This window comes from Pseudomonas sp. 31-12 (assembly GCF_003151075.1).
Lineage (GTDB): Bacteria > Pseudomonadota > Gammaproteobacteria > Pseudomonadales > Pseudomonadaceae > Aquipseudomonas.
This window is the reverse complement of sequence record NZ_CP029482.1, coordinates 2,009,961-2,024,296: the sequence shown is the minus strand read 5'-3', so window position 1 is coordinate 2,024,296 and position 14,336 is coordinate 2,009,961. Positions and strand designations below refer to the sequence as shown.

Here is a 14,336-nt window from a genome sequence, read left to right as displayed (position 1 = left end):
CAAAATTTAACCAGACCTCATTATTCGCCGACGCTGATCTTCAGGCCAGCAGCTATTGCAAACGGTGTCAGAGTTATCGCCAGGGCGGTCAGGCTACCAAGCCACAAGAGATAACCGGTCGTCGGCATGCCCTGCAACGCTGCCTGCAAGGCACCACTGCCGAGAATCAACACCGGGATGTACAGCGGCAGAATCAGCAGCGCCAGCAACAGACCGCCACGCTTCAATCCCACCGTCAGGGCTGCGCCCACCGCACCAAGCAGGCTCAGCACCGGTGTACCCAGCAATAAAGAAAGCAGCAACACCGGCAGACAGGCGGTTGGCAAACCGAGCATCAACGCCAGCAGTGGAGCGAGCAAAACCAGTGCCAGGCCAGAGAAGGCCCAGTGTGCCAGTACCTTGGCCAAAACCAGAAGAGGCAGGGGGTGCGACGAAAGGACCCACTGTTCAAGCGATCCGTCTTCGAAATCACTGCGAAAGAGCCCGTCCAGCGAGAGCAGGACCGATAAAAGGGCCGCCACCCAGACCAGTCCCGGAGACAAGGTTTGCAACAATTGAGACTCGGGTCCGACCGCCAAAGGGAACAGCGAAACGACGATCGCGAAAAATACCAGCGGATTGGCCAATTCCGCAGGACGGCGGAACAACAGACGGGCCTCACGGGCGACCAACAGACCGAAAACACTCATACGGCCCATTTCCCCAGATCGATATCGCGATAGCTGGCCGGCATGCGGCTCAGCGTGTGGTGAGTGGTCAGCACCACCATGCCGCCGCGCTCGCAGTGGGCGGCCAGGTGTTCTTCGAGTTGCGCCACGCCTTGTTTGTCGAGCGCGGTGAACGGTTCGTCGAGGATCCACAGCGGCGGGCTGTCCAGATACAGCCGTGCCAACGCCACGCGGCGCTTCTGCCCGGCAGACAACGTGTGACAGGGAACATCCTCGAAACCGCGCAGTCCGACATCGGCCAGCGCTTGCCAGATCGCCTCGTGGGGGGCCGGTTGATGCAGGGCGCAGAGCCAGGTCAGGTTCTCCTCCGGCGTCAGCAAGTCCTTGATGCCGGCGGCATGGCCGATCCACAACAGGTTGCGCGCCAGTTCCAGGCGCTGATCGTTCAGCGGCTGGCCATTGAGCAGCACTTCACCGGCGGTCGGTTGCATCAAGCCGGATAACAGACGCAGCAGGCTGGTCTTGCCACTGCCGTTGGGGCCGCTGATTTGCACCATTTCGCCACTGGCCAGTCTCAATTCGAGATTTTCGAAGAGCAGCCGAAGGTCTCGCTCACAAGCGAGGGCAACGGTTTGCAGGACAGGACTGGTCAAGAGATCACGGGCCTTTTGCGGTTCAAGTCGGCGGCGGAGCGGCCGCTAAAGAGATGCAGCATAGATGCATTGGCGGCTTGTTCTAGAGAGCTGCGTCAAACAAATGCAATGTTTTCGCCACTCCCCGAAAGACGGGCGGCATTATACATGCCATGCCCTACTCTAAAGAGTGCATTTTCCTCAGGTTGTGACCGCGTATGACAGGCGAAATGAACATCCTCCCGCTCCCGCAGACCACCCCCGCGACTTCGCGGCCGCTGGTGGTGAGTGGCGATCTGCTCAAGCTGCTGACGCCGATGGAGGGCCTGATCACACCCGGCCAAACCGCCAAGGCCGAAGTGCTGTCGCTCAAGCAAGCGGATCAGACCTTTCAACTGTTGCTCAAAGTCACCCTTGAGAGCGGCCGCCAGACCACGGTCCAGGCCACCAGCACCCAGCCGCTGCCCCAAGGCACGAGCCTGGCGATCACCCAGCCGTCAGCCAGCAATCTGGCGATCACGGTGCAACAGGCCATCGCGTCCAGCGTCGCCACCCTCACCCGCATCGACACCGCGCAGCTGCCGGTCGGCACCTTGCTGCAAGGCAAAGTGCTGACCTCGCAGGTGCTGCCGCAGGTGTCGGGGCAGCCGACGGTGTTTCGTTCGATGGTGAGCCTGCTGAACACTGCGCTGAGCGGCAGCACGCTGAGCATCGAGAGTCCGACGCCGCTGCGCATCGGCACGTTGTTGAGCGCCCTGGTGCAGGACACGCAAACCCTGAAATTCGTGCCGCTGAGCAATCGTCAGGAGCAGTTGGCGGTCACCCAGCAATTGGTCAGTCAGCAGAGCCGCCAAGGCTCGCTGGATGGCTTGATCAAAGTCCTGCAAAACCTGCCACCGTCAGATCAGACGTCCAGCGACCTGCGGGTTGCCGTGGAAAAACTGCTGGCCGGGTTGCCGGACGTTCAGCAACTGAGTACCCCGAAAGGTTTGGCCCAGGCGCTGGCCAATAGCGGCGTGTTCCTCGAAGCGAAACTGCTGACCGGGCAAAATCCGACACTGGCGCCGGACATGAAAGGCGATCTGCTCAAGCTGATCGCGCAACTGACACCAGGATTGCCGGCCAACACCAATCTCAACGCGATTATTGCGGCCAACACGCTGGTCCAGTCCATGCCGAGTTTCGTGCGCAGCGCATTGGGCATGCTCGGTCAGGTCAGCGCCAAACCGCTGCCGACCAGTTTCCCGCTGCCCGAACGCCTGCTGCAAAGCCAGGACGGTGAAAACGATCTGGAGCATTTACTGCGTCTGGCTGCGGCGGCGGTTTCGCGCCTGCAAAGCCATCAATTGTCGAGTCTTGAGCAGACCGGCGTCACTGACGATGGTCGACTGCTCAGCACGTGGCAGCTGGAAATCCCCATGCGCAATTTGCAGGACATCGTGCCGTTGCAAGTCAAGTTCCAGCGCGAAGAAGCGCCGGAGAAAGAACTGCCGCACGAACGTCGGGACGAACGCGAGCCGAAGCAACAACTGTGGCGCGTGGACCTGGCGTTCGACATGGAACCGCTGGGCCCGTTGCAGATTCAGGCGCAGCTGATCAAGGGCAGCCTGTCCAGCCAGCTGTGGGCCGAACGGCCGTACACCGCCAGCCTGATCGAAAGCAATCTGGCCGCGCTGCGCCAGCGCTTGCTGGATTCCGGGCTGAACGTCGGTGATCTCGACTGCCACCTCGGCACCCCGCCGCAAGGCCCGCAAACCCGCCTCGAACAACGCTGGGTCGACGAAACCGCATGAGAAACCCCAACCCCCCACGCCAGGCCATCGCCCTCAAATACGACGGCACCCACGCCCCTACCCTCACGGCCAAAGGTGACGAAGCACTGGCCGAAGCCATTCTGAAGCTTGCCCGTGATTATGAAGTGCCGATCTATGAAAACGCCGAGCTGGTGAAGCTGCTGGCGCGGATGGAACTGGGGGAAAGTATTCCGGAAGAGTTGTATCGCACGATTGCCGAGATTATTGCGTTTGCGTGGAACCTGAAGGGCAAGTTTCCGGCGGGGCATGATCCGGATGCAGTGATGGTCGAGAAGGATGTTACCGAACGCGGGGATGATTACTAAAACTTCACGGATGCCATCGCGAGCAGGCTCACTCCCACAGGGTTCAGCGGTGTTCACACAATTTGTGTTCAACCCCATCCCCATGCAGGAGCGAGCCTGCTCGCGATGGCAATCTCAGCCGAGTCGCAATGATCAGTTCCTGTGCAGCTTGCGCATCAATTCCGCTTCAGCCTGGGTCAACCCGCAAGACTGAGTCAGTTCATCAACGGTAGCTCCCATCCCGACCAGGCGTGCCGCCTGGGCAAACGACAGGCTCGACGGATCACGCTGTTCAAGCTGCGCCAGTTTGTCCGGCAGGGGACCGACGACGGCGCGCAGTTCGTGCAGGTCTTCACCCATGCGCACGTTGCCGCTCTGATAGTCATCAACGCGCTTGGCCAGGTCCTTGATGCGCTGATCGCGCAGCGCATCACCCTGGGCCTGTTGCGCGGCAATTTGCCGTTGAGCGCGAATGTACGCCAGGAACATTGCCAGCGTGCCTGCCCAGAAAAGGAACAGGACAATGACCGCTACCTCAAGAATCAATCAGATGTTCTCCAGGTCCGACCATTCTTCTTCGCTCATCATCTTGTCCAGTTCGACCAGGATCAGCAGTTCGTTGTTCTTGTTGCACACGCCTTGAATGAACTTGGCGGACTCTTCGTTACCGACGTTTGGCGCGGTTTCGATTTCCGACTGACGCAGGTAAACCACTTCGGCCACGCTGTCGACCATGATCCCGACCACTTGCTTGTCGGCTTCGATGATGACGATACGGGTGTTGTCGCTGATCTCGGCATTCATCAGGCCGAAGCGCTGACGGGTGTCGATCACGGTGACCACGTTACCGCGCAGGTTGATGATGCCCAGCACGTAGCTCGGAGCACCCGGAACCGGGGCGATTTCGGTGTAGCGCAGGACTTCCTGAACACGCATCACGTTGATGCCGTAGGTTTCATTGTCCAGTTTGAAGGTTACCCATTGCAGGATCGGATCTTCAGAACCTTTTGCATTCGTCGCTTGATTACTCATACCCTGACCCCTCGAAAAACCGCTTCTGGCGGCGTGTGTTCTGTGTGGCGGCATTCAACAATGCCGTCGCATGATTGTTATGTCGGCTGTTATGTCGATTTGTGTAGCGGCTTGCTGCCGCCCATGTGCTTTGCCCCGCCGCTGGCGATCAGCTCGGCCAATGCGGAGACGTCCAGCAATGCACACATGTGCTCAATCACCGTGCCGGCGAGCCATGGCCGCTGACCTCGGTGACTTCTCCATTTGATTTCATTCGGGTCCAGGCGCAACGAGCGGCTGACCTGATGCACCGCCAGCCCCCACTCGTAGCCCTGAACCGAAATAACGTATTGCAGGCCCTGGCGGAAATCATCGCGGTAGCGGTCGGGCATGACCCAGCGTGCGGTATCCAGGACTTTCAGGTTGCCGACCTGACTCGGCAGGATCCCGAGGAACCATTCCGGCTGACCGAACAGCGGCGTCAGCTCGTGACCCGCCAGCGAGTAAATCGAGCCGAGGCACACTAGCGGCACGGCCAGGGTCAACCCGGCGACGTCGAACAGCAGGCATTCGAACGGCTCGGCGGCCCACGACGGCCGACCGTCGGTTTCCACCGGTGGCGGCGTGTTGCTCGGTGGCAGATGGACTTCGACCAACGGCGGCACGAGGGTTTGCAGCAACGGTGCGAGGGTCGAGACTGGCGCCAGGATCGGTGCCGGCGCTTCTTCGATCACCACCGGGGCTTTTGCGACCGGCGCAAGCACTGGCGCTTCGACAGGCGCGGCAGCCACAACGGACTTCTGCGCATCACGCGCCTGCTCTTCAAGCACTGCTGCCTGGAACTCGTCCAGTGCCGCTTCAACCTCGACCGTTTCAACGACCTCAATGACTTCAGCCACCGCTTCGACTTCCAGCGGCAACTCTTCAGTTGCCTCCATCAGCAAGCTATCCAGATAAGACTGGAGCGCCAGTTGCGGACGCGAGGTGATTTTCACCGGCCGATTCATCTCAGGCCACCTGCGGGACAAGTTGTGCCGCCAGCAAATGCTTGAGCAGTGCGCGGTACGCGAGCACCCCACGGCTCTTGCCGTCGAATTGCGAAGGCGTCAGCCCGGCCCGGCTCGCATCCCGCAGACGCGTGTCGATCGGGATGTAGCCCTGCCAGATTTCTTCCGGGTATTTGTCGCGCAGCACGCGAAGGGTCCCGAGGGATGCCTGGGTGCGGCGGTCGAACAGGGTCGGAATGATGGTGAACGGCAACGCCACTTTGCGTGAGCGGTTGATCATCGCCAGGGTGTTGACCATGCGCTCCAGGCCTTTGACGGCCAGGTGTTCAGTCTGCACCGGGATCACCAGTTGCTGGCTCGCCGCCAGCGCATTGACCATCAGCACGCCGAGCAACGGTGGGCTGTCGATGACCGCGTAATCGAAGTCCTGCCACAGTTGCGCCAGGCTCTTGGCGATCACCAGGCCCAGGCCACTCTGGCCCGGCGACTGACGTTCAAGCGTTGCCAGAGCGGTGCTCGAAGGCAACAACGAAATGCGTTCGTCACTGGTCGGCAACAGCAATTGACCGGGCAAGCCTTGCGGCACGCTGCCCTTGTGCAGGAACAGGTCGTAGCTGCTGTGTTCCAGGCTGTCGGGGTCGTAGCCGAAGTAGCTGGTCATCGAACCGTGCGGGTCGAGATCGACCACGACCACGCGCTTGCCCGCCTCGGCCAGTAACCCGGCTAAAGCGATAGAGGAAGTGGTTTTACCAACACCACCCTTTTGATTGGCAACGGCCCAGACTCTCATTCGGATTGTTCCACTCGGTCGACAAGGTGGACCGAGAAATAGCTCAACGTGTTAATGCAGGCGACGGAGAATTGACGGCGCTCTCTCGTACCGGCGACTTGACCGGGGTCGGTGCAGTTTGTGTGCCAGCACGCTTCAACGCCGCATCCGGTTGCGCATGGGCGGTCCCGGTGCCGGTGAGGCTGCGGCGTACATCGAGATTTCGAGACACGACCAGTACGACGCGACGGTTGCGTGCCCGGCCCTCGGCAGTGGCGTTGTTGGCTACTGGCTGGAATTCGCCGTAACCCACCGATGCCAGGCGGCCAGGGTTCACACCCTGCATCGCCAGCATGCGCACGATGCTCGCCGACCTGGCCGAGGACAGTTCCCAGTTGGTCGGGTATTGCGCGGTGCGGATCGGTTGATCGTCGGTAAAGCCTTCGACGTGAATCGGGTTGTCGAACGGTTTCAGAATGCCGGCAACCTTGTCGATGATGCTGAACGCCATGTCGCTGGGCATGGCGTCGCCGCTGCCGAACAACAGGCTGGAGTTGAGTTCGATCTCGACCCACAACTCGTTGCCGCGCACGGTCATCTGGTTGGACTTGATCAAGTCGCCAAACGCCGCGCTGATGTCATCGGCGATGCTTTTCAGCGGATCGCTGGCACCGGAAACACCGGCATCGACCTGCTCACTGTCCTTGACCAGCGGCTTGGCCGGGGTCACGGTCTGCGGCCGTTCTTCACCAATCGGAATCGGCTTGAGCGAGCGATCGGCATCCGTAAAGACCCCGATCAACGCCTGCGAGATGACCTTGTACTTGCCCTCGTTGATCGAAGAAATCGAATACATGACCACGAAGAATGCGAACAGCAACGTGATGAAGTCGGCATAGGAAACGAGCCAGCGTTCGTGATTGACGTGTTCTTCAGGTTGCCGACGACGAGCCATGATCCATATCCCCCATCAATCCATGAAGCCCTGAAGCTTCAACTCAATAGAGCGAGGGTTTTCACCTTCGGCGATCGACAGGATCCCTTCCAGCAACATTTCGCGATAACGCGACTGGCGCAAGGCAACGGACTTGAGCTTGGCGGCAACCGGCAGCAACACCAGGTTGGCACTGGCCACGCCGTAGATGGTGGCGACGAAGGCGACGGCGATGCCGCTGCCCAGTTGCGACGGATCGGCCAGGTTGCCCATGACATGGATCAGGCCCATTACCGCACCGATGATGCCGATGGTCGGCGCGTAACCGCCCATGCTTTCAAACACTTTGGCCGCTTCGATGTCGCGGGATTCCTGGGTGTAGAAATCCACTTCCAGAATGCTGCGAATCGCTTCCGGCTCAGCGCCGTCCACCAGCAGTTGCAGACCTTTGCGCGAATAACTGTCAGGTTCGGCATCGGCCACCCCTTCCAGACCGAGCAGCCCTTCCTTGCGCGCGGTCAGGCTCCAGTTGACGACACGGTCGATACCGCCGGCCAGGTCAACGCGCGGCGGAAACAGAATCCAGCCAACGATTTGCATGGCACGCTTGAAAGCGCTCATCGGCGATTGCAGCAACGCCGCGCCGACGGTCCCACCGATTACGATCAGTGCCGCCGGGCCGTTGGCCAATGCGCCGAGGTGACCGCCTTCAAGGTAATTGCCGCCAATGATGGCGACAAACGCCATGATGATCCCGATAAGGCTTAAAACATCCATCAGATACAGGCCTCGACCAAGTGTCTGCCAATATCGTCCAGGCCGTAGATCGCGTCGGCGAGGTCTGCTTTGACGATCGCCATCGGCATGCCGTAGATCACGCAGCTGGCTTCATCCTGTGCCCAAATCGCACTGCCGCCCTGCTTGAGCAGGCGCGCGCCTTCACGACCGTCGGCGCCCATGCCGGTCAGTACGACCGCCAGAACTTTGTCGCCGTAGGACTTGGCGGCGGAACCGAAGGTAATGTCCACGCACGGTTTGTAGTTCAGACGCTCGTCGCCCGGCAGGATTTTCACCGCGCCACGGCCATCGATCATCATTTGCTTGCCACCCGGCGCCAGCAGCGCCAGGCCCGGACGCAGGATGTCGCCATCCTCGGCTTCCTTGACGCTGATGCGGCAAAGCTTGTCCAGCCGTTCGGCGAAAGCCTTGGTGAAGGCGGCCGGCATGTGCTGGATCAGCACGATCGGGGCCGGGAAGTTGGCCGGCAACTGGGTCAACACCCGCTGCAAGGCAACCGGGCCGCCCGTGGACGTGCCGATGGCCACCAGTTTGTAGGCTTTGCGTTTTGGCGCGGGCGACGACGGGCCCGACGATGCCGGGGCGTAGCTACGCGCCGGAATCGGTGCCGCTGCCGGACGCGCAGGCGTGCTGCTGCCGTAACTGCTGACGCTCGAAGGCGCAGGCGTCGGGGCTGGCGCGGCGACAGGAGCCGGTGCGCTGTAGGTGTTGGCACGACGGTTACTGCGCGAGATGCTGAGAATCTTCTCGCACAGCAGTTGCTTGACCTTATCCGGGTTACGGGAGATGTCTTCGAAATTCTTCGGCAGGAAATCCACTGCGCCTGCGTCCAGCGCATCGAGGGTTACCCGGGCGCCTTCATGGGTCAGCGAGGAGAACATCAATACCGGGGTCGGGCAGCGCTGCATGATGTGCCGCACCGCCGTGATGCCATCCATCATCGGCATCTCGTAGTCCATGGTGATCACGTCTGGCTTGAGGGCCAGCGCCTGATCGATCGCCTCTTTTCCGTTGGTCGCCGTACCGACGACCTGGATATTCGGATCCGCTGAAAGAATTTCCGAGACGCGGCGGCGGAAAAACCCCGAATCGTCCACCACCAGGACTTTGACTGCCATAAACACTCCGTTAGGACGGAGCGAGGCTCAGTCGCCCCGCTCCACCAGAATCAAATACGCCGTGCGGCGTAACGCTTGAGCATGCTCGGTACATCGAGAATCAGCGCAATGCGACCGTCACCGGTGATGGTGGCGCCCGACATGCCCGGGGTTCCCTGGAGCATTTTGCCCAATGGCTTGATGACCACTTCTTCCTGGCCCACCAACTGGTCGACGACGAAGCCGATCCGCTGAGTGCCCACCGAAAGGATCACCACGTGGCCCTCGCGCTGCTCTTCGTGAGCGGCGGAGCTGACCAGCCAGCGCTTGAGGTAGAACAATGGCAGTGCCTTGTCCCGCACGATCACCACTTCCTGGCCGTCCACCACGTTGGTGCGCGACAGGTCGAGGTGGAAGATCTCGTTGACGTTCACCAGCGGGAACGCGAACGCCTGGTTGCCGAGCATGACCATCAGCGTCGGCATGATCGCCAGGGTCAACGGGACCTTGATGACGATCTTCGAGCCCTTGCCCTTGGTCGAATAGATATTGATGGTGCCGTTGAGCTGGGCGATTTTGGTTTTCACCACGTCCATGCCCACGCCGCGTCCGGAGACATCGGAAATTTCGGTCTTGGTCGAGAAACCCGGCGCGAAGATCAGGTTGAAGCAATCGGACTCGCTGAGGCGATCGGCTGCATCCTTGTCCATCAAGCCTTTCTTCACGGCGATGCCGCGCAGAACGTCAGCGTCCATGCCTTTGCCGTCATCGGAGATGGACAGCAGGATGTGGTCGCCTTCCTGCTCAGCGGACAGGATCACCTTGCCGCTGCGAGGCTTGCCCATCGCTTCGCGTTCGGCCGGCTCTTCAATACCGTGGTCGACCGAGTTGCGCACCAAGTGGACCAGCGGGTCGGCCAGGGCCTCGACGAGGTTCTTGTCGAGGTCGGTTTCTTCGCCGACCAGCTCCAGGTTGATCTCTTTCTTGAGCTGGCGAGCCAGGTCGCGAACCAGACGCGGGAAGCGCCCGAAGACTTTCTTGATCGGTTGCATCCGGGTCTTCATGACCGCGGTCTGCAAGTCGGCCGTGACCACGTCTAGGTTCGACACGGCCTTGGACATGGCTTCGTCGCCGCTGTTGAGGCCCAGACGGACCAGGCGGTTACGCACCAGAACCAGTTCGCCGACCATGTTCATGATTTCGTCGAGACGCGCGGTATCAACCCGCACGGTGGTCTCGGCTTCACTGGCCGGTTTTTCCGGTGGTGGCGCGGACGGTGCACGGGCTGGAGCCGGTGCAGCGGCAGCCGCTGGCTTCGGCGCTTCGGCCTTAGGCTCGGGCGCCTTGGCAACCGGTTTCGGCGCCGCAGCCTTGGCGGCTGGAGCAGCGACCGCTGCACCTGTACCGACTTCGGTGAATTTGCCTTTGCCGTGCAATTCGTCGAGCAGCGACTCGAACTCGTGATCGGAGATCAGATCGCCACCAGCCGCTTTAGCGGTTGGCGCAGCCGGCGCAGGTACGGCGGCAATGGCCGATTCCAGCGCCTCTACCGCAAAGTTGCCCTTGCCGTGCAACTGGTCGAGCAATGCTTCGAATTCGTCGTCGGTGATGTCGGAGCTGTCGCCTGCCGCTTTCGGGGCAGCCGGTGCAGCGGGCGCTGCCACTGCGTCGACAGCGAACTGGCCTTTGCCGTGCAATTGATCGAGCAACGACTCGAACTCGGCATCGGTGATTTCGTCGCTGGCCGCGGAATCCGCAGCAGCCACTGGAGCAGCTGCCGGTGCTTCGGCTTGAGCCTTGACGGCGTTCAGCGAGTCCAGCAGTTGCTCGAATTCGTTATCGGTGATGTCGCCCGATTCTTCAGCGGCCGGTGCTTCGACCACTTCAGCCACCGGTGCGGCTTCATCAGCCGTTTGCGGCTCGGCCAGACGGGCCAGTGCCGCGAGCAATTCAGGCGTGGCAGCCGTGATAGGGCTGCGTTCGCGCACTTCGGTGAACATGCTGTTCACCGCGTCCAGCGCTTCGAGAACCACGTCCATCAGTTCCGAGTCGACGCGACGTTCACCCTTGCGCAGGATGTCGAACACGTTCTCGGCGATGTGACAGCACTCCACCAGCTCGTTGAGCTGGAGGAAGCCGGCGCCCCCTTTTACAGTGTGAAAACCGCGAAAAATTGCATTGAGCAAATCCGCATCATCCGGTCGGCTTTCCAGCTCGACCAGCTGTTCGGACAGTTGCTCTAGAATCTCGCCGGCCTCAACCAGGAAATCCTGAAGGATCTCTTCATCGGCGCCGAAGCTCATTAAGGGGGTGCTCCTGAGGTCTAAAAACCTAAAAAACCTAAAATGCTAAAACTCTAAAATCCTAGGCTGGATAACAAATCGTCCACATCGTCCTGACCGGACACAACGTCTTCTCTTTTATCGGCATGAATCTGCGGACCTTCACCCTGAGAGAGATGTTTTTGCGGATCTTTTTCAGCGAGCATCGCATCACGGTCATGTTCGATACCCGCAAAGCGGTCTACCTGACTGGCCATGAGCACGAGTTTGAGCAGGTTGCTTTCAACTTCGGTGACCAACTGGGTCACGCGCTTGATCACTTGACCGGTGAGGTCCTGGTAATCCTGGGCCAGCAGAATGTCGTTAAGGTTGCTCGACACCGTGCGATTGTCCTCGCTGCTGCGCGTCAGGAAACCGTCGACCCGCCGGGCCAGCTCGCGGAACTCTTCAGCCCCGACTTCGCGACGCATGAACCGACCCCAATCCGTGCTCAACGACTGGGCTTCTTCGCTCAGGCTGTTGATCAGCGGCGTGGCGTTTTCCACCAGGTCCATGGTGCGGTTGGCGGCGGCCTCGGTCAGCTTGACCACATACCCCAGGCGCTCGGTGGCGTCCGTGATCTGCGACACTTCCTCGGCTTGCGGCATGTTCGGGTCAATCTGGAAATTGACGATCGCGCTATGCAGCTCGCGAGTGAGCTTGCCCACTTCCTGATACAGGCCGCGGTCACGGGTCTGATTGAGCTCATGGATCAGTTGCACCGCGTCGCCGAACCTGCCCTTTTCAAGGCTGTTGACCAATTCGACCGCGTGTTTTTTCAGGGTCGATTCAAAATCGCCCTGTGAAGATTCGTTATTGTCCATAGCTCCCCCGGTGACGCAGTGCTCAACCGATGCGTTCGAAAATCTTTTCGATTTTGTCTTTCAACGCCTGGGCCGTGAAGGGTTTGACCACATAGCCGTTAACACCGGCCTGGGCCGCTTCGATGATCTGCTCGCGCTTGGCTTCAGCGGTGACCATCAGCACTGGCAGGTGCTTGAGCTTTTCATCCGCGCGCACGTGGCGCAGCAGATCGATGCCGGTCATGCCAGGCATGTTCCAGTCCGTTACCAGAAAGTCGATGCTGCCGCTGTTGAGGACCGGGATCGCAGTGATGCCATCGTCAGCCTCGACCGTGTTGGTGAACCCAAGGTCACGCAACAGGTTTTTTATGATCCGCCGCATCGTTGAGAAGTCATCAACGATGAGGATTTTCATGTTCTTGTCCAATTCGACCTCCAAGCAGTCTTAAACGCGCCCAGCACCTGGACACGCCATTTCAATCAATCCGGCAATGCACTCGATGACTGTCTGGAGCACAACAGATCGCGACCGATGCAGTTCAACACTCCACCGGTCTCGTTCGCAGTGTCCCCACACTGCCTTCAGCGCGCTCGCCACTCCCCCAAACGCCCCCGCAAACGGGCCGCGCACTGGCTATGTAACTGGCTGACCCGCGATTCGCTGACCCCCAGGACCTCACCGATTTCCTTGAGGTTCAGCTCTTCGTCGTAGTACAGCGCCAACACCAGTCGCTCACGCTCCGGCAAATTGGCAATCGCGTCCGCCAGCGCTGCCTGGAAGCGTTCATCTTCCAGATCGCGTGACGGCTCCAGATGTGCACTCGCGCCATCCTCGTGCAGCCCTTCGTGTTCGCCGTCCTGCAACAGATCGTCGAAACTGAATAACCGGCTGCCCAGGGTGTCGTTCAAAATCCCGTAATAATCATCGAGACTCAATTGGAGTTCGGCCGCAACCTCATGATCTTTAGCGTCACGACCGGTTTTAGCTTCAATCGAGCGAATTGCGTCGCTGACCATCCGGGTATTGCGGTGGACCGAACGTGGCGCCCAGTCCCCCTTGCGTACTTCATCGAGCATCGCGCCACGGATTCGAATGCCCGCGTACGTCTCGAAACTCGCGCCTTTGCTGGCGTCATATTTGGTCGATACTTCAAGCAGGCCGATCATCCCGGCCTGGATCAGGTCTTCAACCTGAACACTGGCCGGCAGACGGGCCAGCAAGTGGTAAGCAATGCGTTTGACCAGTGGCGCGTAACGCTCGATCAGCTCGTACTGCGCGTCACGTGCCGACTTCTTGTAGAGGTTGTAGCCACTGGCTGTCATAGGACGGGTCCTGCGGTCTGTTGCACGAGGCGCTCGACGAAAAACTCCAGGTGCCCACGCGGGTTGGCAGGTAACGGCCAGGTGTCGACCTTCTGCGCGATTGCCTTGAACGCCAGGGCGCACTTGGAACGCGGGAAGGCTTCGTAGACGGCGCGCTGCTTCTGCACAGCCTTGCGCACGCTTTCGTCGTAAGGCACCGCGCCAACGTATTGTAGGGCGACGTCGAGGAAGCGGTCCGTGACCTTGGTCAACTTGGCGAACAGGTTGCGACCTTCCTGCGGGCTCTGGGCCATATTGGCCAGGACGCGGAAACGGTTCATGCCGTAATCGCGGTTCAGCAGTTTGATCAGCGCGTAGGCATCCGTGATCGAGGTCGGCTCGTCGCAGACCACCAGCAAGACTTCCTGCGCTGCGCGAACGAAACTGACTACCGAGTCACCAATACCCGCAGCGGTGTCGATCACCAAGACGTCGAGGTTGTCGCCGATATCGCTGAAGGCCTGGATCAGGCCGGCGTGTTGGGCCGGGCTCAAATGAACCATGCTCTGTGTGCCGGACGCGGCCGGGACGATGCGGATACCGCCGGGGCCTTGCAACAGAACGTCGCGCAGCTCACAGCGGCCTTCGATCACGTCGGCCAGGGTACGTTTGGGTGTCAGCCCTAGCAGGACGTCGACGTTCGCCAGCCCCAGATCGGCGTCCAGCAGCATGACGCGCCGGCCGAGCTCAGCTAGAGCCAGGGACAAGTTCACTGACACGTTAGTCTTCCCGACGCCACCTTTGCCGCCGGTCACCGCGATCACCTGTACGGGATGCATGCTGCCCATGTTATTTCTTTACCTTGTCTTGCATAGACGGAGGCCACATTACTGGCT

16 protein-coding genes are annotated in these 14,336 nt (G+C 60.3%); 2 read left to right on the top strand and 14 right to left on the bottom strand.

What is annotated here, in order from left to right:
* Positions 1-20: 20 nt before the first annotated feature.
* A complete protein-coding gene (gene ccmB / locus DJ564_RS09365; protein ID WP_109635981.1) occupies positions 21-689 on the bottom strand; it encodes a heme exporter protein CcmB in 669 nt (222 codons plus the stop codon).
* Positions 686-1,321: a cytochrome c biogenesis heme-transporting ATPase CcmA gene (ccmA, locus tag DJ564_RS09360; protein ID WP_109628607.1), complete on the bottom strand. Its 636-nt coding sequence runs from the start codon at positions 1,319-1,321 to the stop codon at positions 686-688. The genes ccmB and ccmA overlap by 4 nt, the downstream gene beginning before the upstream one ends.
* Positions 1,322-1,518: 197 nt before the next feature.
* Here ccmA and DJ564_RS09355 point away from each other — a divergent pair, with 197 nt between their 5' ends.
* Together DJ564_RS09355 and DJ564_RS09350 are read left to right on the top strand one after the other, a co-directional pair.
* Positions 1,519-3,093 carry a flagellar hook-length control protein FliK gene (locus tag DJ564_RS09355; protein ID WP_109628606.1) on the top strand — a complete coding sequence of 525 codons (1,575 nt, stop codon included), beginning with the start codon at positions 1,519-1,521 and terminating at the stop codon, positions 3,091-3,093.
* Positions 3,090-3,419 carry an EscU/YscU/HrcU family type III secretion system export apparatus switch protein gene (locus tag DJ564_RS09350; RefSeq protein ID WP_109628605.1) on the top strand — a complete coding sequence of 110 codons (330 nt, stop codon included), beginning with the start codon at positions 3,090-3,092 and terminating at the stop codon, positions 3,417-3,419. Before DJ564_RS09355 ends, DJ564_RS09350 begins: the two co-directional genes overlap by 4 nt.
* Positions 3,420-3,551: 132 nt before the next feature.
* On the opposite strand, the gene DJ564_RS09345 is transcribed toward DJ564_RS09350, so the two are convergent.
* The 12 genes from DJ564_RS09345 to fleN form a co-directional block, all read right to left on the bottom strand.
* Positions 3,552-3,944, bottom strand: coding sequence for a DUF2802 domain-containing protein (locus DJ564_RS09345; protein ID WP_109628604.1), 393 nt, complete (start codon positions 3,942-3,944; stop codon positions 3,552-3,554).
* Positions 3,945-4,430, bottom strand: coding sequence for a chemotaxis protein CheW (locus tag DJ564_RS09340; RefSeq protein WP_008155806.1), 486 nt, complete (start codon positions 4,428-4,430; stop codon positions 3,945-3,947). It lies immediately after the preceding gene.
* Between the two features lie 89 nt (positions 4,431-4,519).
* Entirely contained in the window at positions 4,520-5,416 is an 897-nt protein-coding gene (locus DJ564_RS09335) for a CheW domain-containing protein (protein WP_109628603.1), read from the bottom strand.
* 1 nt (position 5,417) lies between these two features.
* Complete coding sequence (locus DJ564_RS09330; protein ID WP_109628602.1) at positions 5,418-6,206, bottom strand: ParA family protein; 789 nt, start codon at positions 6,204-6,206, stop codon at positions 5,418-5,420.
* Between the two features lie 43 nt (positions 6,207-6,249).
* On the bottom strand, positions 6,250-7,143 hold the full coding sequence (gene motD / locus DJ564_RS09325) for a flagellar motor protein MotD (protein ID WP_371922077.1): 894 nt from the start codon (positions 7,141-7,143) through the stop codon (positions 6,250-6,252).
* Positions 7,144-7,155: 12 nt separating this feature from the next.
* Complete coding sequence (locus DJ564_RS09320) at positions 7,156-7,896, bottom strand: flagellar motor protein (RefSeq protein ID WP_109628600.1); 741 nt, start codon at positions 7,894-7,896, stop codon at positions 7,156-7,158.
* The gene (locus DJ564_RS09315; RefSeq protein WP_109628599.1) at positions 7,896-9,035 is read right to left on the bottom strand and encodes a chemotaxis response regulator protein-glutamate methylesterase; all 1,140 of its coding nucleotides are present in this window, start codon (positions 9,033-9,035) and stop codon (positions 7,896-7,898) included. Before DJ564_RS09315 ends, DJ564_RS09320 begins: the two co-directional genes overlap by 1 nt.
* Positions 9,036-9,085: 50 nt before the next feature.
* Positions 9,086-11,317 carry a chemotaxis protein CheA gene (locus tag DJ564_RS09310; protein WP_109628598.1) on the bottom strand — a complete coding sequence of 744 codons (2,232 nt, stop codon included), beginning with the start codon at positions 11,315-11,317 and terminating at the stop codon, positions 9,086-9,088.
* 53 nt (positions 11,318-11,370) lie between these two features.
* Entirely contained in the window at positions 11,371-12,159 is a 789-nt protein-coding gene (locus DJ564_RS09305; protein WP_109628597.1) for a protein phosphatase CheZ, read from the bottom strand.
* 22 nt (positions 12,160-12,181) lie between these two features.
* Positions 12,182-12,553: a chemotaxis response regulator CheY gene (locus tag DJ564_RS09300; RefSeq protein ID WP_008072643.1), complete on the bottom strand. Its 372-nt coding sequence runs from the start codon at positions 12,551-12,553 to the stop codon at positions 12,182-12,184.
* A 167-nt stretch (positions 12,554-12,720) separates the two neighbouring features.
* Positions 12,721-13,461: an RNA polymerase sigma factor FliA gene (gene fliA, locus DJ564_RS09295; protein ID WP_007894214.1), complete on the bottom strand. Its 741-nt coding sequence runs from the start codon at positions 13,459-13,461 to the stop codon at positions 12,721-12,723.
* Entirely contained in the window at positions 13,458-14,288 is an 831-nt protein-coding gene (gene fleN / locus DJ564_RS09290; protein ID WP_003222917.1) for a flagellar synthesis regulator FleN, read from the bottom strand. The genes fliA and fleN overlap by 4 nt, the downstream gene beginning before the upstream one ends.
* Between the last annotated feature and the right edge of the window lie 48 nt (positions 14,289-14,336).